Source organism: Micromonospora sp. NPDC048898, assembly GCF_043198035.1.
Lineage (GTDB): Bacteria > Actinomycetota > Actinomycetes > Mycobacteriales > Micromonosporaceae > Micromonospora.
The window spans coordinates 159,942-181,212 of record NZ_JBICUF010000008.1 but is presented as its reverse complement, the minus strand read 5'-3'; the positions used below and the strand labels follow the sequence as shown (position 1 = coordinate 181,212).

Below are 21,271 nucleotides of genomic sequence, written 5' to 3'. Positions count from 1 at the left end.
TCAGCCGGCCGGGCTCTTGGTCGGCTTGGGCTTGGGTTTCGGCTTGATGGGGGTGGGCGACGGCGTGGGCGGGGGCGGCGGTGTGGCCCGGTCCCGCAGCGGCGCCAGGAAATACGCGACGACCTGCCCGGCCTGGTCCCAGGCGCCCCTGGTGAACCCGTCCGCGGCCGGCGACACGGCACCGGCGGCCAACGCGGCCACCAGCGCGCCGAGGAGCACCAGCCGTGCCGCCCGGTGACCGGGCGGCAACCCTCCCTGCCCCTGCTCAGTCAAGACCGCTCCACTCTCTGGTGAGGATCCAGTTCGCCGGCCCGAAGCCGCCGTCCGGGCCGGCATCGCGCCCGGACACCAGGAAGAAACGCACCTCCCGGAAGTCCCGTTCGACAGCCAGCACGAGGTTGCCCAGACCGTTCTCCCGCAACCAGGTCCGCACCCCGGCGGAACCGTCGGGACCGGCGGACATCTTCTCCAGCAGGTCCGCCTTGGACACCACGAAGGCGAGCCGCCGACGGCCGGTGGGGACGCCGAACTCCTGCAACCGCTGCACCGTCGCGTTGTAGGCGTCCTCCGGGTCGTAGGTCGCCGGGTTCGCCGCGGCGAAGACCTCCGGCGCCCCGGCGGCGAACTCGTCGTGTACCCGACGGACCGAGAACGGGTCGAGTACGTAGATCAGGGAACGCGCGTGGTCGAGGTACGCGAGGCGGGCATTCTGCTCGCGGTCCACCAGATTCTCGCCGGCCGCGTCGAAGAGGTGCACGAGCGCCACCCGCCGCCCTCGGGCCAACCGGAGGGTGACGGCCACCGGCGGGCCGGACGCCTCGGTCTTGGCCGGCGACGCCCCCTCGCGCATCAGCCGCGCGTACACCTCGTGTTGTTGCCGGCTGTGCTCGTCCGGCAGGGCCACCGCCACGCCGACCCGCTTCGCGGCCTGCTCCAGGCCCGCCAGGGCCGACATGATCAGTTGGGTCTTGCCCGCCGACGCGGCCCCGAACACCGGCATCCGCACGTCGGTGACCACCCCGGCGCCCGGCAACAGCGCCTCGGTGCAGCTGGGGCAGCAGGCCTCCAGCCGGCGGCTGAACGCCGCGCGCAGCACGGTCGTGGGCAGCAGGTCGCCGCAGCCGCAGCGCCGCCACAGCACGCCGAGGCGCCCGGGACGCAGGTCCCGGTGCAGGTCCGCGCCGGTCAGCCGGTGGTCGGGGGGATGCGGTCCACGGCAGCGGTACGCCGGGACCGCCGCGAGCTGGTGGCAGTGCCGGCAGCTCGCCCGCGCGCCGAACACCGCCTGCCAGCCCGCGTCCAACCCCCGGAGCAGCAGAACCACGGGTACGCCGACCAGCCAGGCGGCCGCCGAGACGCCGGCGGTGACCAGCCCGGCGCCCAGCACCCCGGCCACCACGCCCACCGTGAGCCCGGCCTGTACGGCGAGGACGGGCACGTAGAACGGCCACCACAACCGCCACCGGTGGGTGCGGGCCCACCGGTGGGGCCGGACCCAGACCGCACGGGTGATCAGCCGTACGCGTTGCACGAGCGCCCGGGCGTCGAGCAGCACCTGGGCGGCGAAGTACTGCGGCCAGGCCCGGTCCCGCCGGACGAACGCCGGTGCCACCCGCCCCGCCAGCGCGCCGCCGTGCACGTCGTCGGGTGTGCGTACCCGCACCCAGGAGGCGCGTCCGACCAGGACGACACCGGCGACCCCGAGCACCACGGCGACCCCGGCGGCCAGGCCACCGAGGACGGCGAGGTTGGCCAACGGCAGGGAGACGACGAACAGCAGAGTGACGCTGAGGGTGAAGTGCAGGAGACGCCCGAGGAGTCGCATGGCTCACCGGTCCCGGAACGGGTGGGCGAGACGGTACCTGCGGCGCCGACCGCTGTAGGTGTCGGCGAACCGCTGCCAATGCTTGCGCCAGTCACTGCTGTGCTGGGCGAAGTGCTTGCCGGCCCGTTCGAGCTGAACGTCCGGGACCCGGGTCAGCCACCGCCCGAGCGCCTGTTCGAGGCGCGCGACCTGCGGCGCGGGTGGCGCGCCGGAGCCGGCGGTCAGGTAGTAGGCGAGCACGGCGGGTGCCTCCCCGTCCTCCGTCGTCAACGCGTCGACGAGCCGGTCGACCAAGGGGTCCAGCAGGGCCGGATGCTTGTCGAGGACACCGTCGAGACTGAGCAGGGCCACCACCCGGCTCAGCGCCGTGACCACCTCGGCCTGCCGCATCTGGACAAGCCGCGCGGGGCAGTCGCGCAGCCGGCGCAGCAGCACCGAACTGCGACCCCCGTCGGGGCGCTGCCGCAGTTCGGTGAGGATGTCGGTCAGCTCCTCGTCCTCCGCCAGCGTGGCGGCGACCCGAGGGGTGGGTGTCATCAGGCCGGAGGCGACCAGCCGGCGACAGAGGTCGAAGAGACGCAGGTCCGCCACCGCCGCGCGGGTCACCTCGTCGGTGACCTTCCAGAAGACCTGGTGGGTCAGGCGGGCGCCCTTCGGAGCGACGTCGAGCAGCAGCTGCAGCTCCGCCGTCGTCGGCGCGGACTGGCTCCACAGCGCCCCCGCCACCCAGGAGAAGCCACCGGGATCGTGCCGGTTGGCGGTCAGGTGCCGCTCGACGACGGTGTCCCGTTCGTCGCGGTGCCGCACCGCCGCGCCGAGCACCGCCTGCGCCAGCGGGGAACTCAGCGTCTCGAGCCGGGGCAGCAGCGACTGCCACCAACCGTCACCGACCTCCGCCTGGTCCTTCGAACCGAGCCGAGCGCGGTCCTCCAACACCGACAGCAGCCGCTCCTCCAACCGGTCGCGGCAGGCGAGCCCGGCGGGCCGCACATCCCGGGGATGATCCGCCCAGTACCTGACGAAATCCTCGGCGGCCCGGGCGATGTCGGACCACCGCACGTCCACCGCGAACCGGGTCGCCACCCGCAGTAGCGCGTCGAACCGCTGCGGCGGCACGCCCGAGGTGAGGGCCTCGGTGAGGAGTTGCCGCGCGTGGTCGCTGTGGTCGGGGTGCCACTCGCCGGCCGGCAGCGGGGGCAGCCGACGGTCGGTCACCGCGCCCCGGGCGCGGGCGTCCTCCACCTCGCTGATGATCAGGGCGAGCCGGACATCGGCCGCCCGGCCGGGCACCAGGCCGTCACAGCCGACCTCGTCGAGCAGCACCAGCACCCGCTGCGGCCAACGCTCGGGCGTCTCGGCGAAGAGGTCCGCCACGTCCGGGCCGTACGCGTGGCGCATCCCCTCCGGCCCGGTGCGCAACCACCCCACGATGGCCTCGGCGTGCCGGGGATCGGGACGGCGGTGCAGGATGGCGGCCAACCCGAGCGCGGCGGCGGCCTCCTCGCGGCCGTCGTCGCCGGCCAGTCCGGACGCCGTCGCGACACCCAGGGCGTCCACCACGTCCCGCGGGTCCTCGGTCAGGAAGAGATCGACCCATCGGCTGGCCGACGGGGTCGGCTCGATCGGTGTGTGCTGGTGCCGGAGCAGGTCGAACACGGCGTAGCCGAGCGGGTTGTCGATCCGGCCGGCCGCGCCCGCGAACTCCGGCAGGACCGCGACGACCGGTAGGGCCGAGCGTGCCGGATCGGTCGAGAAGATCTTGAAGCCCAGCTCCAGTGCCCGCTCGCGGGGCAGCAGGAGCGTGCCGGCGACGAGCCACCCCACGATCGTGGCGATGTCGTCACCGACGAAGAGCACCCGCGATCGTCCGGGTCGACCGGCGTCGGCGAGCGCGGACACCAGCGCCAGCAACGTCTCCCGGCCGTGTGGTTGGCCGAGGACGAAGGCCTGGGCGTACGTCGGAGAATGGTCTGTCCCCACCGCGTCGCCGAGCCGCACCGGGTCCGAGCGGGTGGTCGGTGCCGGCACGCCCGACCAGAACCCGGCCTGGAACAACTGGGCCGGACGCAGGTCTGCGTAACTGGCCGGATCGGTCGTGACGATGGCGTGGGTCAGCTGGTTGCCCTCCCGGGTGCCGTTGGCCTCCCGGCCGAGGTAGAGACCGCTCGCCGTGGCCAGGATGCCATCGGAGCTGATGTGCGCGAACGACTGTGGGTACTGCTCGACCGGTCGGCGGTCGGCCATCCACCGCGACGGCGGCTCGTAGAGCAGGTGGTCCCGGACGAGGGTCTCCGCCGCCGCGGCGGAGTCCGCCGACCGGGCCTGGAACTGCAGGCCCGCGTTGCCGTTGAGCCCCTGCCCCGGCCGGCAGTCGGTGTAGACCAACGTCTCGAAGCGACCGCTCATCGGGCCGCCTGGCGGCGCGGCACCACGTTGAACTCGCTGAGCAGCCAGAGCAGTGGCTCGTCCACCCGGAACGGTTGGACCCCGCGCACGTCGACCATGTTGGCGTCGTAGTCCGGTTCCGAGCCGAGCGCGGAGACCGTGAAATAGCGGAAGTTCCGATAGTTGAGGCTCAGGTGGGTGTCGATGTCGTCCGCGCCCCAGTCGTGCAGCAGTGCGCGAACGTGTTCGTGGGTCTCCCGCCCGGCCTGCTCGTCGTAGTAGGGTCCCGGCTCCGGCCGGCGCACCAGGGGATGGTCGGCGCCGAGCACGTCGAAGAACGCGTCGATCTTCGCGAACGCGACAGCCACCGGAATCGGGATGTTGCGGCGACCACCGAGGCGATGGCTGGTGCGCAGGTTCTCGGTCACCCGGTTGACCACGTCGATGGTGCTGGCGTGGGTGTCGACAGCCGAGTCCGGCAGTCGGAGCCGGTCCCGCGCCTGCGGGATCATGAACGGGTCGAGCAGCAGGATCAGCGCGTCGGCCGCGCCGAGGTAACCGAGGTTGTCGACCGTCTCCTGGTCGAGCAGATCCTCACCGGCGGTGTCGAAGAAGGACAGGAAGGTCGTGTCGTAGCCGGTGATGCGGCGGTTCTGCCGCCAGGCGAACACGATCGGCTCACGTCGACCCTGCCGTGCCGCGTTGGTCCGCTGGTAGAGGCGGCCGTCGGGGAACAACTCCCCGGCCGGGTCGAGGAAGTCCGTGCCGCCGCCGGTCTCCGGCCGGAACTGACCGTCGCCGGCGAGCCGTACGTCGGCACCGAACCGCTGCCCCATGCCCCGGCGCAGCTGGTGCGCCAGCACCTTGAGGTAGACGCTCTTGCCGGTGTGCCGGGCACCGGCCATGGCGATCAGCGGGCTGCGTCCCTCGCCGAACGCCGCGGGCAGTCGGCTGTGGCAGTGCGGGCAGACCTTGACCGCGGACTCGCTTCCACAGTCCGGACAGGGGGCGGCGACCACCGGGCGCAGGGCGCGCCGGGGCCCGGCGAACGACGGCAGCACCAGCTCCTTGATGCCGAGCCCTTGCTCCCGCGCCTCGTCCCACTGCGGCTTGCAGGGTTCCTTGCCCGGCGACCGCCGCCCGGTGCACCGGAACCACGGCCCGCGAGGGTCGATCTTCCCGTAGCAGTACGGGCAGGAGAGGGTCGTCATCTCAGGACACCTTCATTTCGTCGATGGGGTCGGTGACTCGCGCGTTGGGCGGCCGGATCACGAAACAACGCAGCCAGTACGGTTTGGTCAGCCCGGTGGGCAGCGTGAAGGGCAGTTGCCACGGAGCGTCCGGATGCAGCGTGAGCCCGGTCACCCGGCTCAGCACCGTGCCCCGCTCCGGTCGGGCCGGCATCGCCACTCCGGACGCGGCCACCAGGAGCAGTTCCACTCCCTCGCAGGGCTGGTCGACGTCGACGCTCAGCAGCCGCTTGCGGCTGAACAGGCCGCCGTCTCGCCGGATCCGGTAGCCGAACGCGACGGGCACCCCGTCCACCGGCACCGACTCGGCGGCGGAGTACGCCTCGCCGCCGGGGCCGCGCTCCACCGTCCGGACCGAGACCCGGCCACCGGCGGGGCCCACTCGCAGGCGGCAGCCCGACTCGGTGACCTGGCCCCGGGTCAGTCGCTGGACCGTCGGCGTGCCGTGCGGTGGGGTGAAGGTGACCTCGGCCAGGTTGACCGAGGGTGGCCACACCCAGGCCACGTTCACCTCGTCACCCGTGCGGCGGGCGATGAGCTGCCGGACCGGCTCGGTCACCCCGAGCGCGAGGGGTTCGCCCACCACGGCGGTGTCTGTCGCCCGGTCCAGGGTGAACGGAACGTACACGAAGCGTCCGCTCGGGACTGTCACCTCCAGCAGGGTCTCCGCCTCCTGCACGATCCGGTCGCTGACCAGCGCCTCGCCGTACCCCTGCATCTCCTCGCGCCGGATCCGCGTGCCCGGCGCCCAGGTGGGGCGCAGCTCCGACCGGCGGATCGACACCGTCCCGCCGACCGGTGTGAGCCAGGCGAAGTGCGCCGTCGCGGTCTGGGCGTCGAGTGCCGTGACGTGGGCGCGCAGCCGCTCCACGTGCGACGGCGCCGCGTCCCGCAGGACCGCGCGCGCCACCACCAACGGCCCTTCGACCTCGGCGCCGCGCTCGTCGCGGTAGACCGCGACGATGCCGTAGTAGCGGTCGGTGACGCCGTCCCCGGTGTTGTCCGACAGCCCGGCGCGGCTCGCGGGCACCGGCTCCCCGTCCTGGGTGGAGGACGGCGGCCGACCGAGGGTGCGACGCACCCGGACGCCCTCCGCGGCCGGGTGCGCCCGCCAGGAGCAGGACAACTCGTCGGGGCGGACCGACACCCGCACGGCCGTGACGGGCGGGACGATGCGCGTCGCCACGGTGGCGGGGCGCGACCAGTCCCCACCGACGCTGGCGAAGACGCCGTAGTGCAGGGACCGGGCGGGTGGCGCGGCCGGGTCCGTCGCCTCGGCCAGCGCGCTCTCGCTGACCGTCTCGCCCTCGGCGGCCGAGCGGGGTGGCTGGTCGGACCGGACGATCCGGTAGCGCACCTCGGCGACCTGCCCGGGCGGGGCCGTCCAGGTCAGCCGAACGCCGGTCTCCGTGGCCCGTGCCGTCAGGCCGCGTGGGGGCGCAGGCGCGAGCGCGGCGAGCCGTTCGGCGAGGTCGTCGTCGTCCGCGGCGATCCGGAGCGCCGAGCGGAGCAGCCGGGCGGCCTCCTCCTCGCGCTCCGACCGGGTGGCCTCCTCGGCGGCACGCCGCAGTGACTCGACCTCGCCCAGCAGGGTGTCGACCTGGTCGCGCAGCTCATCCCGGTGCGGGTCGTCCACGGGCAGCACCGCGACGGCCTGCCGGGCCGCGAGCAGGTGCCCGTCGGCGACCAGGTCACGGATCCGGCCCGCCGGACCGGCGTCCTGGCCGGTGTCGAGCGGCAGGTTGGCCACCACCGACCGGGCGTCGGAGTGCTCCAGCCCGGTGTCGGTGGCGATCCGCACCAGCAACCCGTCGGCGAGCCCTCTGGCCCGCCCCGACCGGAGCCGGTCGACCACCTGGAACAGCGCCACCAGGCGCAGGTCCACACCGTCGGTGGCGGCCCGCTCCAGCAGGCCGAGGGCCTCCTTGCGGTTGCGCACCGCGGCGGCGTCGGCGAGCCGGTTCGCCTCCTGCGTCCGGGTTCGCACGGTGGCGGCGTCGAGTGGCACCGCCTCCGCGCCGAGCAGCCGGAACGGCGCGGCGTCGGGATGCACCACCTGGACCACTGTGGGCGCGCCGAGCAGGTCCTGTAGCCGGAGTAGCGAGCGGTAGGCGGTGCGCTCCATGCCCGGCCCGGTCGGCAGTTCCACCGGGTCGACCACGGCCAGGCCGGCGCGCCGGACCGACGTGTCGATCTGCTCGGCGTCCAGGCCCGGCCAGTGCCCGGCGATCTCGGTGAGCTGCGCCCGGGTGATCCGGCCGAGCGCGCCGTACGACTGGGCCAGGTCCCGGGCGAACCGCTCGGACTCCGCCCGCGCTCCGCGACCGTGTTCCTCGACCCGTTCCCGCCACCACGACGGCTCGAACATGGCAGAGCCGTGCTCGGCGCGCAGCTGCTCGTCCCGGCTGTGCAGCTGCGCGCAGACCCGGGCCGCGGAGTCGACGCCGCTGGAGCGCTGGTTCCACAGTCGCCGGACGGCCGTCAGCTGCTCCCGCAGCTCGGCCGCGGACATCTCCGGGCTGACCGCGTAGTGCCGGGCGAGGTCGGTGGGCGACAGGCCGCCCGGGCGGTCCCGCAGCGGACCGATCACCTCGCGCAGGTATGCGCGCTGGTCGAACGCCATCGTGGTCAGCCCCGCACCGTGATCCCCGCGACGATGTTCCGAGCCTTCTGCACTTCCTCCTCGGTGAGCACGCTGACCTGCACCTCGATCAGAAGTTCCTTGCCGCTGGTCGGCTCGACGGCGTGCAACGTGAGCTGACCGCCGTCGCTGACATCCATGGTGATGCTGATCGGCGAGTGCCGGGGCAGCGGGGGTAGTCCGCTGATCTGGCGTGCACCGTTGTCCACCGGTTTGTTCGCCGACAGCTCGGGGCTCTCCTCGGCGCCGGCCTGCTCGTGCAGCTCGATCTCGATCGCGGTCTGGCCCTCGACCACAGTGCTCGCCCGCAGCTCCCGCTGCTTGATGGGCAACGACTCGTTCGCGTGCACCAGGTGCTCGACGTAGTACCTGTCCGGCTGGGCTGCCCAGTCGGCCGCCGTGGTGTCCTGGAGCTTGACCCCGAACGACTTCGGCAGCACCGTGACGATCCGCTTGTTGGCGCTGGCGGACAGCGCCTCCTCGTCCACCCCGGTCGCCAGCGACAGCGCCTGGACCCGCTCACGCTTCTCCTCGGGGGTGGGTGCGGCACCCTCGCCGTCCCACGCCCACACCGCGCGGCTGAGCGCGTAGCGGGCCGCGCCCTTGGCCACCGCGAGGTCCGGGTCGTGCAGACGTGGCGTCCAACCCCACTTCTCGGTCAGCTGCCGCGCCACGGCGGGCATCTTGCTGGAGCCACCGACGAGCAGCACCTCGTCGATGGCGGCGGCCGGGTCGTCGACCCCGAGCTTCTCGCCGAGCGTGCCCAGGGTCCGCTCGGTGTACACCAGCGTCCGGTTGAGCAGGTCGCCGGTGATCTCCTCGAACGTCTCCCGGCTGACCTCCACCGAGGCGGACGCGCCCGCGTACCGCATCGGCACCTTGCGGGACGTCACGGTCGACAGCTGTCGCTTGACCTCCTCGGCGGTCAGCGCGAGATCCTGCATGAACTCCTCGTCCAGCGTCGGGTCCTCGGGCGGCTGCGCGCGGGTGACGAACTCGTCCACCAGGTACTGCACCAGGCGGGCGTCCCAGTCGGTGCCGCCGAGCTGCTGGTCACCGTCGGTGCAGAGCACCTCGACCGCGTCCGGCGCGATGCGGATGACAGTGGTGTCGAAGGTGCCGCCACCGAGGTCGTAGACGAGCACCGTCCGGGTCGTGTCGGCACCGAGGTCGTACTGGAGCGCGGCGGCGACCGGCTCCGGCACCACCTCGACGACATCCAGGCCGGCGATCCGGCCGGCGTTGCGGGTGGCGTCGCGCTCCAGCAGACCGAAGTACGCGGGAACGGTGATCACGACCTTGCGGACCGGGCGGTTGGTGTAGTACTCGGCGTCCTGCGCCAGCTGCTTGAGGATCAGCGCGGAGATCGACTCAGGGGTGTACGTCGTCCCGTCGAACTCCCACTGCGCCTCCTTGCCCATGCTCCGCTTGACCCGCTCGACCACCCGGGACGGGTAGAGCCGGGACACGTTCTTGGCGGCCTCGCCGACCACCACCTCACCGGTGTCCTGCTCGAAGTAGACGGCCGAGGGGGTGGTCTCGTTGTTGGTGATGACGTTGCGGACGACGGCGGGTCGTCCGGTCTCGTCGACGTACGACACGACCGAGTACGTGGTACCCAGGTCGATTCCGTAGAAGGTCAGGTTCTCGTCCGACATCCTGCTCCTGTCCGCCGATTGATCGGCTGTCACGGTGTGGGCGCGTGTTGGTTGCCGTGCCCCGGCTCCGGATGGGGCTCGCCCGCCGGAGGTTCCGGGTCGGTCCAGCGGTGCACGCGGACCGCGGCGGGCACGGCGGTGCGTCCCGCCTCGACGTCGTGGTAGCCGTCTAGGACCACGGCGGCGACGGTGCCGTGCTGGCCGGGGTCGCTCGCCGGCTCGGTCGCGGTGGCCCGTTGCGTCGACGGGTCGAAGACGGCGCCGACCGCGGGTGCGAGCACGCTGACGCCGCCCCGTTCCAGTGTCAGTTCGAGGTTGGCGGCATAGCTGCGCAGCATCTCCGCGGCGGCCGTGGCGTCGAACGTCGGGGGCAGCCCGGCGGCGGTTCGCAGCAGGTCGTGGCGCAGCCGCTGGAGGTCGGTCAGGAGCGGGCGCAAAAGCAGCCGCCGCTCACCGGCCCGTAGTCGTTGGTTCTCCTCGTGCAGCCGGTCGATGACCTGCTCGCGGGCCGCCGCCCGGTCCTGCGTGCGGGCGAGTTCGGCTCGTAGCCCGGCCAGCTCGCCGGTGACCCGGTCCGCCAGCCCGGCCAGCTCGTCCCCCAGCCGATCGGTCAACCGGTCCAGCCGGTCCGGCGCGTCGCTCGCCGCCTCCGCGCGGGTCTCGCTCGGCGGCTCCGCGAGGGCGTCGCTCGGCGGCTCCGCGAGGGCGTCGCTCGGCGGCTCCGCGAGGGCGTCGCTCGGCGGCGCTGTGGGAGCTTCGCTCGGCGGCTCCCCGAGTGCCGCTGCCGGCGGCCCGGCCGGCGGCTCGGCCACCGGCTCCGACGGCGGCTCGACCACCGGCCCGGTGGCCTCCCGCGCGGGACCGTGCGCTTCCTCGTGCACCGGTGTTCCTCCCCTGATCCGTCCGCCGCCACGGTGGGCGACTCGTCGTGTGTCCCTGACGGACAGCTGTGTCGTCCGTCAGGGACACACGACGATCGGCAGACGCGGAGGGCGATCAGCATGATTCGGCGTACGGCGGCAACCGCCGCGGCGGCACTGACGGCGGCGGCGGTGGTCTGCCTGCCCGTCGCTCCGGCGGCTGGTGCGCCGGCGAGCAGTGACGAGGTGTACGCGGCGCTCGGCGTCGACCAGGTGGCGGCCGACTACGTGGTGCTGGTCGACGTGTCCCGGTCGATGCGCGACGGTGGCCGGTACGAGCAGGTGCGGCGGGCGCTGCGCTCCTTCCTGGCCGCGCTCGCGCCGGACGACCGGGTCGCGCTCGTCACCTTCGCCGATTCGGCGCGGGTGGTCCACGACGGGCCGGCCGGCCGTGCCCCCGACCAGCTGGTGGCGAAGCTGCCCAGAAGCGCCGACGGGCGGCACACGGACATCGGCGCGGCCGTCGAGACCAGTCTCCGGCTGCTGACGCGCGGGGACGCGCCGCCGATCGCCACAGTCGTCCTGCTCACCGACGGGCGGCACGATCCACCCGTCGGCAGCGCGTACCCGTTCGAGCAGGGCTACGCCTGGAACGAGCTGACCCGTGCCGGGCGGTCGCTGACGAAGACGTCCCTGACGGCGTACGCCGTGCCGCTGACCGGTTCGACGGGTGCGCCGCTGCTCGCCCGGGTCTACCCCGGCACCAGGCTGCTCGCGCCCACGGCGATCGACCGGCTGGGCGACCAACTCGAACAGCCGAAGGCGTCGGCCCGCGCGGCGAAGGCGCGCAGCGTCCTCGGTGACGACGCGTCCCGCGGTGTCCAGGTCGTCTGGCCGGCTGGCGCGGGGCGGCTGGGGGCCGGCCGGACCCGGCTGGAGGTCCGGCTCCGATCGACGAGCACCAGGGTTCCGCTCGTCGTCGACCACCTCGTCGTCCGCAGTGACCGGCCCGACGTGCGGTTGTCCGTGCCGGACGGGCCGGTGGAACTGCCGGCGGGCGGCACCGCTGTCGTTCCGGTGGACGTCGAGTGGGACGCCGGCCCCCGGCGGGTGGCACCGCTGGCCCGGGTCACGGCGGACGCGGCGTTGACGCTCGACGGCGAGGTCGACTCCCCGTGGGCCGAGGTTCTCACCGATGAGCTGGGCGTGGACTTCGCCCCACGGCTGGACGGCGGCCCCACCCGGGGCACCCTCTCCGCCCAACGCGGCAGCATCGGGTGGTGGGCCCTGGGCGCGGTGCTGCTGGCGGCGCTGGCAGTCGCCGGGTGGTGGGGGCGCGGGCGGCGGCGGCAGCCGGCTCTCGCCGGCACGCTGCGTCTGCGCGACGCCTCCGGCGCCGAACGTGACCTGGTGCTCAGCGGTCGCCGAACCGCCATCACCGCGGACTCGACCGGGCTGCCCGGGTACGGCGAGGTGACCGCACGCCGGTCCTCCGTCGGGGCGTCCGAGGTCCGGTTGGTGATCGGCTACTCCCGGGACGGCTCGGCTGCCGCCCGGGAGGTCGGCACCTGCGGCCCGGACGAGACAGTCGAACTGGGCGGTGTCGGCTTCACCTGGCGCAGCACGGCACCGGTGGCCGGCGCCGCGAGAAGCGGCCTGACCGGGCCGTCGCGGTGATCGGCGTCCCGGCCGGGGAGGGCGTCCCGGCAGCATCCGCTCCGGGCCCGGGCGCGGCGGTTCCGCTTGGCGACAGCGACCTCCTCGCCCTCGGCGAGTTGGTGCCGGCCGATGGCCGTGGCCAGGGAGACGACCGGCCGACCGAGCCGATCCGCGTACGGTGCGGGCGGCCGTTGCTGTATCCGGTGCCCGGCGAGGATCTGCCCGTGCACCTGCGCCGCCGCGCCGAGGCCACCGGCCGGCGGTACGTGGGGGCGCTGTTCGCCTTCGACCTCGACACCCTGCCGCGGCGGCAGCGGTACTCGGCCGCCCGGTTCGAGGTGATCCTGACCGACCCGGGGGCCCTCGCGGTACGCCTCGACGGCGACGGCGGGACGCTCGGCCTGAGCTGGCCGGAAGCGCTCGCCGAGCCGACCTCGGCGACGGCGGTGCACACGGTGGCGGCGGCCCGGGCCCGGCCCGGCTGGCTGGCCCGACTGGCGAGCCGGGCGCAGTCGCCCCGCGCCCACGTCTTCGGCATCCACCGCCACGAGTTCGGCTGGGTGTACGAGGACCCCCGGGGGGACCTGCTGGTGCCCCGCGCGCACGGCATGCACGCTCTGTTGGAGCTGCCGCCCGGCGTGACCCGGGTCGCCGGGGCGCTCGACGCGCGGGTGCGGGTGACGGGTGGGCGCGACCCGTACAGTGCGGGGCTGCGCGAGTCGGTGACCTTCGACGAGGCGTTGGAGGCGGGCGGTCCGGCCGAGGGCGCGGCGGTCCGGCTCTGCATGGCCGTCGACGTCACCGGTTACAGCCGGCGCAGCACCGCCGGCACCGAGCAGGTTCAGCGCGATCTCGTCGAGCTGCTGTCCCGGGTCCGACAGGACGCCGGCGTACCGGAGTCGTCCGTCCGGCCCCAGCCGCAGGGTGACGGCCAGTTCACCGTGCTGCCGGCCGGGATCGACGAATCGGTGGTGATCTCCCGCCTGGTCGCCGGCCTGGGTCGGCAGTTGCGTGCGCTCAACGTCGGCCGGTCGGTGGCGGAGCGGCTGCGGATGCGGGTGGCACTGCACCGGGGCCTGGTGAAGCCCGCGTCGAACGGGTGGGTCGGGGTGGCGGCGATCGCGGTGCACCGGATCCTCGACAGTTCGCCCCTGCGCGACGCGATGACCGCCCGTCCGGCCGTCGACTTCGTCCTGGGCCTTCCGGACGTGCTGTTCCAGGACGTCATCCGGCAGGCCACCGAGCCGCCGCTGCCGGCGGACTTCACCCCGGTCACCGTGGAGTTGCCGGCGAAGGGGTTCGTCGAGCACGGCTGGCTGCACATCGGACCCGAGGAGTCAGTGTGAGCACGCTCTACGCCCTGCTGGTCGGCATCGACTCGTACCGTGCGCCGACGGTGCCCGACCTGGGGGGTTGCCGCACCGACGTGGTGGAGGCGCGGGCCTTCCTGGAGACCCGGTTGGCGCCCGGCGTCGCCCTCGCACCACTGTCGCTGTACGACGGCGAGGCGACCCGGGCGGCGGTGATCGAGGCGATCCGGTCCCACCTGGGCCAGGCCGGTCCGGCGGACTCCGTCCTGTTCTGGTTCAGCGGCCACGGGGCCGAGGCGCCCGCCCCGCAGTGGTGGTTCGAGGAGTCGACGGGCATGTTGCAGACCCTCGTCTGCGCGGACAGCAGGGACGGCGAGATACCCGACCTGCTGGACAAGGAGCTGTCGATCCTGCTCGACGAGGTCGCCCTGCGGGCCGGGCACGTGGCGGCGGTGCTCGACTGCTGCCACTCGGCGGGTGCCACCCGCGAGCTGCCGGGCAACCGCGAGCTGCCGGGCGCCCGCACCCGGATGGCGGTGCCGATGGCCGCCGCGCCGGTCCGCGAGGCGCTGATTCCGGAACTGCTGGTCGCGGTGCCCGGCCAGACGTCCGCTCCGGAGCACGTCGCGCTGGCCGCCTGCCGGTCCGACGAGCTGGCTCAGGAGATGAGGCTGGGCGGCCGGCGGCGGGGTCTGTTCAGCTGGGCTCTGCTCAACGCCCTCGGCCGGTTGGGTCCGGCGGCGACGTACCGGGATCTGCTGGCCGCGGCACAGACCGAGGTGGAGCAGAACACCTACCGGCAGGTGCCGCAGCTGGCGCCGGCCCACCTGGGGGTCGCCGACCAGCCCTTCCTCGGCGGCCCGTTGGCCCCACCCGCCTCGGGCCTGCTGCTGCGCCACGCCCGACAGGGCTGGGAGGTCGACGCCGGCAGTTGTCACGGCCTGGTCGCCAGCACCACTGATGAGATCCGGCTGGCCGTGGTGGGCGAACTCCCGGTCCGGGAGGTCCGTACGGTCCAGGTGCTCGCCGAACGGAGCCTGGTCGAGCCGATCGGCTGGCAGCCCGATCGGGACCGGCAGTACCGGATGGTGCTCAGCCGGGTGCCGCTGCCGGCCACCACCGTCCGGGTGGGCGGGCCGGGCCAGGATCCGGCCACCGCCGCGACGGTGCTTGCCGCGCTGGGCTCCGCCGGCCCCGGAGGCGGGCCCTCGCCGCACCTGCGCCCGGTCGATCCGTCGGACGTGGACACCTCGCCGGAGCTGGTGGTGCGGGTGCCGCGGCGCGGGCTGGCCATCGTGCTGGACCGCCGCGGCACACCACTGGCCGGGGAGTTGACAGACATCCACCGGGACGGGGCGCGGCAGACCGTCCACGTCCTGGAGCACATCGCCAGGTGGCGACAGATCCGGGAGCTGAACAATCCGGTGACCGGCCTGGCCGGCGCGGTGACGGTGGAGGTGGTCGCGGCACGACCGGGCGAGCGCATCGCGCCGTTGGACCGGCCGCCCGTCGTCGCCGACGCCGACGGTGTGCTGCGCCTGCGCTACGAGCGGGGGCCGGGCGGCTGGACGCCGCCGACCATCTTCGTTCGCCTGCACAACCGCGGCGACCGCATGCTGTTCTGCGTTCTGCTGGATCTGACCGAGCGGTTCCGGGCGCATGCCGAGCTCTTCCCGGGGAGCTTCGTCGCCCCCAACGCCCGGGCGGCGGCCCTGCGGGGACGCCGGGTCGTGGCAGCCCTGCCACCGGGGGAGGCAATCGAGCCGGGTGCCCGGGTGCGGGACTGGCTCAAGCTGGTGGTGGCCGAGGAACAGTTCAGCCCGGTGCCCTTCGAGCTGCCGGCGCTCGGCGCGCCGCGCGGTGTCGACCGTGGACCGCTGGCCGTCCGGGGGTTCCTCGACCGGATCGGGCGTGCCGTGCAGCATCGCGACCTGGTGGCATCCGCCGAGGACGGCGCGTACGACTGGACGACTGTGACAGTTCCCTTCGAGGTGGAGGTGCCTCGGAGCTGAGCGGGCGGGTCAGAGCCCTCGCAGCACCAGGGCGGTCCGATAGGCCGGGTCGGTGAAGTCCAGGTCGGTGCGCCCGGCGAGGGCCGCCGGGAGCAGGGTGGGCGCGATCCGTCCCGGGGCCCGAAGCCGTCGGCCCACCGCCCGCACGGCCGCGGCGGGGCGTAACCCACCGCGGACCAACTCGGTGTGCAGGAGGGTCAGCATCAGCGTGGCAACCGGGCGGGGTACCGGCCGGACCCAGTCGACAACGGCGGTGAACCCGGCGGTGAGCAACGCGTCGGCCAGCGGTGCGGAGCGCGCGCCGACGGGTGGCAGGACGGCCAACCCGCCCTCGGCCCCGGCCCGGCCCGCCCGCCCGGTGATGGCGGCGGGCGCCAGCGCGGCCGGCCCGGCCAGGGCCAGCGCACCGTCGGCGTCGACGTCGCAGTCGAGGTGCAGCATCGACGCGTCGAGGTGGGCGAGGACGTCGTCCGGGGTGCCGGGGCCGTCGGCGCCCGGGCCGACCCGGCCGAGGACGACCGACCGTGGGTAGAGCCGGCGAAGCCGTTCCACCTCGGCCGGGCCGCGGTCGCCGCGCGGATCGCTGACGAGCACCGGTGCCTCGGTGACCCGCATCGGCACCCGGCGGGCCAGCTCGGCCGCCTGTCGGGCCGAGGTGACCGCGGAGACCACCACCTGGTCGTCGTCCGGCAACGGGCCGCCGACGACAGCGAGCCGGTCGGGTAGGGCCCGACCGGGCCCGACGCGGTCGAACCGGCCGGTCTCGGTGTGCAGCAGCAGCATCCCGTCCGCCTGGGGCCAGCCCAGCGCCGCGACCCGGACGTCGTGCAGTGCCGCGGCCACCGGGGCGAAGCTGGCGCGCAGGGTCTCGCCCAGCCGTCCGGCGGGGTGGCGCTCGTCGAGCAGCCCGGCCAGGTCCACGGCGAGCGGGACGACGCCGAACGGGTCGGCGGGCAGGGCGTCCGTGGCGGCCAGCAGGTGCGCGGCGGCCGACCGGACATCGTCGTCGGTGTCGCCCCAGCCGTCGTCGGCGTCGTCCCTGCCGCGCAGGTACAACGCCACCGCCAGGGTGATCCGGTCCTGCGCGGTGGCCCCGACTCCCGCCGCGTGGGCGACCGAGCTGGCCAGCCCCACCAGGTCGTCCACCAGCCCGACCTGCGGGGTCGGAGCGCCGGGGCGCAGCAGGGCCGCGAGAGCGCTGTCGGGCTCACCGCCGCCGAGTCGTTCCCGCAGAGCGCGGCGCAGCGTCGCCGGGTCGGGCGGTGTCGGTGCCGGCCGGGGCGTGGGCACGAAGGTCTCCTCGACGCGGTCCGGCACGGTCACCACGGCGAGAGGGCGGTCCAGCGGGTCACCGGTGGCCTGGGCGGACAGGTCGAACAGGGAGGGCATCTGGAGCCCGGCCCCGCCCTGCATCCGCTGCTGCATCTCCTGGATCTTGGTCATCAACCGCATCATCGGCCCGAGATCGAACGGGGCGGCGCCGCGTTTCGGCGCACCGTAGAAGTCCCGCATCGCCTCGGCCAACTCCAGCATGACCTTCGTGGCCTCGGCCACCTCGGCGCCCAACTGCTCGGCGTTTGTCACCTCGCGGAAGCACTGGACCGCCCGCTCGGCCTCGGCCAGCGTGGCGGGGTTCGCCGGGGCGCCGCTCAGCCGTTCCGCCAGGTTGCCGCTGGCGAGGCTGCGGGACAGTCCGGCCACGTAGAGCTGACCGAGGGCGAAGCGGGCGATGACCGGGAAGGCGGGTGGCAGACCGACCGCCGCGACGGCCTCCTCCAGCAGCTCGATCGCCTGCTCCCGGTCCTCGTTCGGGCCGCCGTGGGCAACGTGCCGTGCGCTCAGCAGCCAGCCCGACTGGGCGGCGATCTGCGCGCGCAGCGGGTCGCCCGGACCGAACATGCCGTGCGCCTCCACCAGGCAGGCGATGGCCTCGTCGAGCGCCGGCTGCCCGCTCGCCTGACCGGGGCCGATGCGCCAGTAGCGGTCGGCCAGGATCTGGGAGAGTTCCATCAGGGGGCGGACGCGGGCGGGCCCGGTCAGTCGGGCCAGCTGATCCCGCAGACGCTTCTCCTTGTCGTCGTTCACCATCGGCCCCTCTCGTCCTCGCGTGGTCGCATCACTGCCCCCAGTGGACAAATCCGGCCCAGGCCGTGACATGGGAGAGCCCGTCCTGGTCCAGGTGCCGGCGCAACGGCTCCGGCATGCCTTCCGGGATGGGCCACTCCGGGCCGAGCATCCAGCTCTGCGCCTGCCGCAGCGCTTCCCACGCGGGCAGCCCTTTCGTGATCAGGTGGTGGTGGAACATGTACATCAGCACCGAGGTGGCCCGGTCGGGGATGGCCCACTGGGTCGAGAGCACCGACCGGACGCCGCCGGCGAGAAAGGCCGTGCCCAGGCTGTACGCCTCGTCGTAGCCGCTGATCGCCTGACCCGTCCGGCAGGCGGCGAGCACGATCAGCCCGATGGCGCGTTCCGGGGAGCGCGAGGTCAGCTCGACCAGCTCCTCCGCGGTCAGCCGCCCACCGCCGGCCAGCAGCAGGTAGGAGGTGGCCGCCGCCGGATCGGTGTTGATGACGCCGTGACAGGCGAGGTGCAGCATCCCGCCGGCCCCGGGGTTCGTACCGGTCAGCCAGGCTCGCACCTCGTCGACGCTGCCGGGACCGGACCGGCTCGGCGACCCGTCGGGCCGCCGGCCCACGTACCGGCCGCCGGGATAGAACGACCTGTGGATGGCGTACGCCTCAGCCCGGGCCGCGGCCAGGTCCGGTGCCTCGCCGCCCGGGTCCGGGTCCCCGACGACCAGGCCGACAGGCGTCGGCGCGACCGGCGGGAGCGCCGCCGAGTGGCAGAGCATCCGGGCCGAGGCGGCCTGCGAGATGGCGACCAGCCGCACCGCGTACGTGCCGTCCGGCCGGCGGGCCGCCTGCCACGGGATCCGGGCCAGCTCGCCCATCGGCACCAGGACCATCCGGGGCGGTCGCCCCGTGCTCGGGCGGGGGAGGGTCGGCAGGTACTGCTGCACGAGTGGGCCGATCGCCGCCCGCCACGCCCAGTCGCACATGGCGTCGAGGCTGCCGGCGAAGTCGTCGGGGTCGTCGGGGTCGTCGAGCGCGGTCAGGTCCCGCTCCGGGTCCGCGATGACCGCGTCGCGTCGGACCAGGGCCGTCAGGTAGCGCTCCACGTCCAGGTCGTCGAAGAGATGCAGGTTGGGCAGGGGCAGGTAGGCGGGTGGGCCCTGCGCGGGCGCGATGACCGCGTAGCCGGGCACGGGTGCGGTGCTCGGCACCAGGTAGACGAGCATGTCCGCGTCCACGGTGTGCAGCGCGGCCCGGATCTCGCCGAGCGTCGGCGCGTCGAGCAGTGCTCCCGTGCTGCTCTGCTCGGTGAGCACGGTGAGCACCTCGCGACGCAGGTCGATCGGGGCCTCCTCCACCGCGCCGGACGCTGTGGTCGTCCGCCAGCGCGCCGCGAGGTCGGGTCGGCCCGCGTCCTCGAGGCGACCGGGGATCTGCCGGTTCTCGGTCGCCGCGTAGAGGGCCAGGCCCCGGCCCGCGTCGAGTGCCCGGATCGCGCTGGCCGGATCATGGAACACCAGGCACTGGCGGGCGACGTCGACGGCATCCTGTGCGGCCCGGCGGGCAGCCGAGTTGGCCGCCCGCAGGTCGGTCTGGAGCAGCACCCGCCAGGAGTGTTCGCGCAGGCCCTCAAGGGCGACGGCGTGTGGTTGCGCCACACCGGCGTGCCGCCGCCGTACCTGTGCCAGCAGTTCGTTGATGACCGACCACAGGGGGTGCGCCGGCCCGCCGGCCAGGCGCTTCGCCCGCCCCAGCACCTCGTCGGCCTCGACCGCGTCCGACATCCTGCCGGTCACCTCGCCCTGGGTCACCAGCCCGAGCGCCAGGCCGACGAGATGGGAGGTGAGGCGGGGGTCCCCGGGTGGGGCGATGTCCACCGCCGTGCGGAAGTGCGCGACGGCCTGTTCGACACGGGCCGGATCGGTCTCCTCGCCGAGGCCGAGCATTGTGCCGGCGATCCCGGCGTAGTGCATCGCACGGTCGGCGGGGGAGAGGTCGGGCCGTTGCGCCACGGCGGTCATGGCGGCGAGCTGTTCGTCAGTGGCGACGACGGCCGACCCTGTCTCGTCGACGTCCTCGCGAAGCACCGCCGCCAGTGGTATCAGCATCGGCTCCAGCGACAGCACCGAGGCCCGCAGCGGATCCTCGGCCGGCAACCGCTCCACCGTCTCGCGGAGCAGGCCGAAGGCCGGCCGAAAGTCGCCACCGCTGTTGTGCACCGTCACCATGTCGGTCAGATTGGCGAAGGCGTCGCCGAATGTCGTCAGCGCCGGGTTCCCGGCCAACGTCTCGCGGACCCGACGGGCCTCGTCGGGCAGCCGTTCCATCGCGGCCTCGTCACCGTCCTCCATCGCCCGCAGAAGACCGATCATGGTCCGCATCACGTCCCACAGTGGTGCCACGGTCGGGTCGCCGCCGACACTCGGCGCCAGGGCGAGCAGGGACTCCGCCTCGGCGAGCGTGGCCCGCGGGTCGGCATCCTCACCCTCGATCCCGGCGCGTAGCATGGCCGTCACCCGGGCCGCGACGCGCACCGTCGGCCACTCCGGGGTGTCGGGTGGATCCTTCTCGGCGATCTCGAGAAGGCTGTCGAGTTGCCGCAGCCGGTGGAGATCGGTCGTCGGACCGCCGCGGACCAGGGCACCGATCAGGTCGGCCGCCAGGACACCCCGGATGGTCAGGTCGGCCGGCAGCCGGTGCAGGTCCTCGACCGCCGCGTCCAGGTCACCCCGGCCGAACGCCGCGCGACTGATCGCCACGCACCGTCCGGTGATGTCCGCTGCCCCGTCCAACCGCGTTCCTCCCGTTGTCGTCTGCTGACTACCTCACCTGACGGACTGCGGATCGAGGCGGACGTGCCGGGGCATCCGACTGTTCAGGCCAAGGGTCACACGCACGGCCACCAGACCACAGCCCAGCATGATCAGGTTGCGACAGCGATCCGCACAGTCAGCCCAGAATCGCGCGGATGACCGCGGTGTTCCCGCCCAGTTCCAGCAGGTGTACGACCCACCCTCCCGGTTCGGGCTCGGCTCCGGGTTGGTCGCATCCGACTCGCCCGCCGCCGTCGGCGTGTATCGCCACAGTGCACCCGGGGTGCCCCATGAAGCCGCCACCGCCGCCCCTGCCATTGGCGTCGGTCAGTCGCACCCTGACACCGCCGTTCTCCACGGAGGACGACACCGTCCATCTGCCGAGTGGGAACTTGACCGAACCGGAGAAGGACACTTTGCAGTCGCCGTCGGCACACGCCGTGTACTTGGTGCCGCCCCCGCTCGGCGCCTCCGTCCTCTGTGTCGCTTTGGGCTCCTGTGCCGGTTCGGCCTTCCGTGACTCGTCCGCGGTGGGGGAGGAAGATGCGGGAGGTGCGGCGTCACGGGGACTTGGGGCGGAAGCAGCGTGGGAGGCGGCCGTGGTAGCGGCGGTGTCAGGGCTCGACCACGTGGCATCGGAGGACGATTCCGCCGTGGAGTTGCAGCCGGCTACGGCCAAGACCAGCAGTAACGCCCCGATCGCTGTGCGCTTGGCGGAGGAAGGTCGGCAACGCTGCATGCGCGGAGTCTAGTGTTCAGACTTTTCTCGGCGTCTTTCCGGGC

The 21,271-nt window shown here is 73.8% G+C and carries 12 protein-coding genes; 3 read left to right on the top strand and 9 right to left on the bottom strand.

Features of this window, described 5'->3' with window-relative positions:
• From ACGFIQ_RS22000 to grpE, 7 genes are read right to left on the bottom strand one after another with little or no spacing between them, the layout of a single operon-like run.
• Positions 1–273 carry a hypothetical protein gene (locus ACGFIQ_RS22000; RefSeq protein ID WP_393246338.1) on the bottom strand — a complete coding sequence of 91 codons (273 nt, stop codon included), beginning with the start codon at positions 271–273 and terminating at the stop codon, positions 1–3.
• On the bottom strand, positions 266–1,825 hold the full coding sequence (locus ACGFIQ_RS21995) for a hypothetical protein (RefSeq protein WP_393246336.1): 1,560 nt from the start codon (positions 1,823–1,825) through the stop codon (positions 266–268). Before ACGFIQ_RS21995 ends, ACGFIQ_RS22000 begins: the two co-directional genes overlap by 8 nt.
• Before the next feature lie 3 nt (positions 1,826–1,828).
• On the bottom strand, positions 1,829–4,231 hold the full coding sequence (locus tag ACGFIQ_RS21990) for a GTPase-associated protein 1-related protein (RefSeq protein WP_393246334.1): 2,403 nt from the start codon (positions 4,229–4,231) through the stop codon (positions 1,829–1,831).
• Complete coding sequence (locus tag ACGFIQ_RS21985) at positions 4,228–5,421, bottom strand: hypothetical protein (RefSeq protein WP_393246332.1); 1,194 nt, start codon at positions 5,419–5,421, stop codon at positions 4,228–4,230. The genes ACGFIQ_RS21990 and ACGFIQ_RS21985 overlap by 4 nt, the downstream gene beginning before the upstream one ends.
• 1 nt (position 5,422) lies before the next feature.
• Positions 5,423–8,083, bottom strand: a complete 2,661-nt coding sequence (locus ACGFIQ_RS21980) for a hypothetical protein (RefSeq protein WP_393246330.1) — start codon at positions 8,081–8,083, stop codon at positions 5,423–5,425.
• A gap of 5 nt (positions 8,084–8,088) precedes the next feature.
• Positions 8,089–9,759 (bottom strand): Hsp70 family protein, encoded by a 1,671-nt coding sequence (locus ACGFIQ_RS21975; RefSeq protein ID WP_393246328.1) that lies wholly within the window; start codon positions 9,757–9,759, stop codon positions 8,089–8,091.
• A 29-nt stretch (positions 9,760–9,788) separates the two neighbouring features.
• A complete protein-coding gene (gene grpE / locus ACGFIQ_RS21970) occupies positions 9,789–10,640 on the bottom strand; it encodes a nucleotide exchange factor GrpE (protein WP_393246326.1) in 852 nt (283 codons plus the stop codon).
• A 120-nt stretch (positions 10,641–10,760) separates the two neighbouring features.
• On the opposite strand from grpE, the gene ACGFIQ_RS21965 reads away from it, so the two are divergent.
• Genes ACGFIQ_RS21965 through ACGFIQ_RS21955 form a run of 3 tightly spaced genes read left to right on the top strand, consistent with a single transcriptional unit; the run spans position 10,761 to position 15,600 of the window.
• Positions 10,761–12,296: a VWA domain-containing protein gene (locus ACGFIQ_RS21965; protein ID WP_393246324.1), complete on the top strand. Its 1,536-nt coding sequence runs from the start codon at positions 10,761–10,763 to the stop codon at positions 12,294–12,296.
• A complete protein-coding gene (locus ACGFIQ_RS21960; RefSeq protein ID WP_393246322.1) occupies positions 12,293–13,624 on the top strand; it encodes a hypothetical protein in 1,332 nt (443 codons plus the stop codon). The genes ACGFIQ_RS21965 and ACGFIQ_RS21960 overlap by 4 nt, the downstream gene beginning before the upstream one ends.
• The gene (locus tag ACGFIQ_RS21955; protein ID WP_393246320.1) at positions 13,621–15,600 is read left to right on the top strand and encodes a caspase domain-containing protein; all 1,980 of its coding nucleotides are present in this window, start codon (positions 13,621–13,623) and stop codon (positions 15,598–15,600) included. The genes ACGFIQ_RS21960 and ACGFIQ_RS21955 overlap by 4 nt, the downstream gene beginning before the upstream one ends.
• A gap of 9 nt (positions 15,601–15,609) precedes the next feature.
• Here the strand turns inward: ACGFIQ_RS21955 and ACGFIQ_RS21950 are convergent, their stop codons facing one another.
• Both ACGFIQ_RS21950 and ACGFIQ_RS21945 read right to left on the bottom strand, forming a co-directional pair.
• Positions 15,610–17,688 (bottom strand): hypothetical protein, encoded by a 2,079-nt coding sequence (locus tag ACGFIQ_RS21950; RefSeq protein ID WP_393246319.1) that lies wholly within the window; start codon positions 17,686–17,688, stop codon positions 15,610–15,612.
• Positions 17,689–17,716: 28 nt separating this feature from the next.
• Positions 17,717–20,467 (bottom strand): CHAT domain-containing protein, encoded by a 2,751-nt coding sequence (locus ACGFIQ_RS21945; protein ID WP_393246318.1) that lies wholly within the window; start codon positions 20,465–20,467, stop codon positions 17,717–17,719.
• Positions 20,468–21,271: the final 804 nt, after the last annotated feature.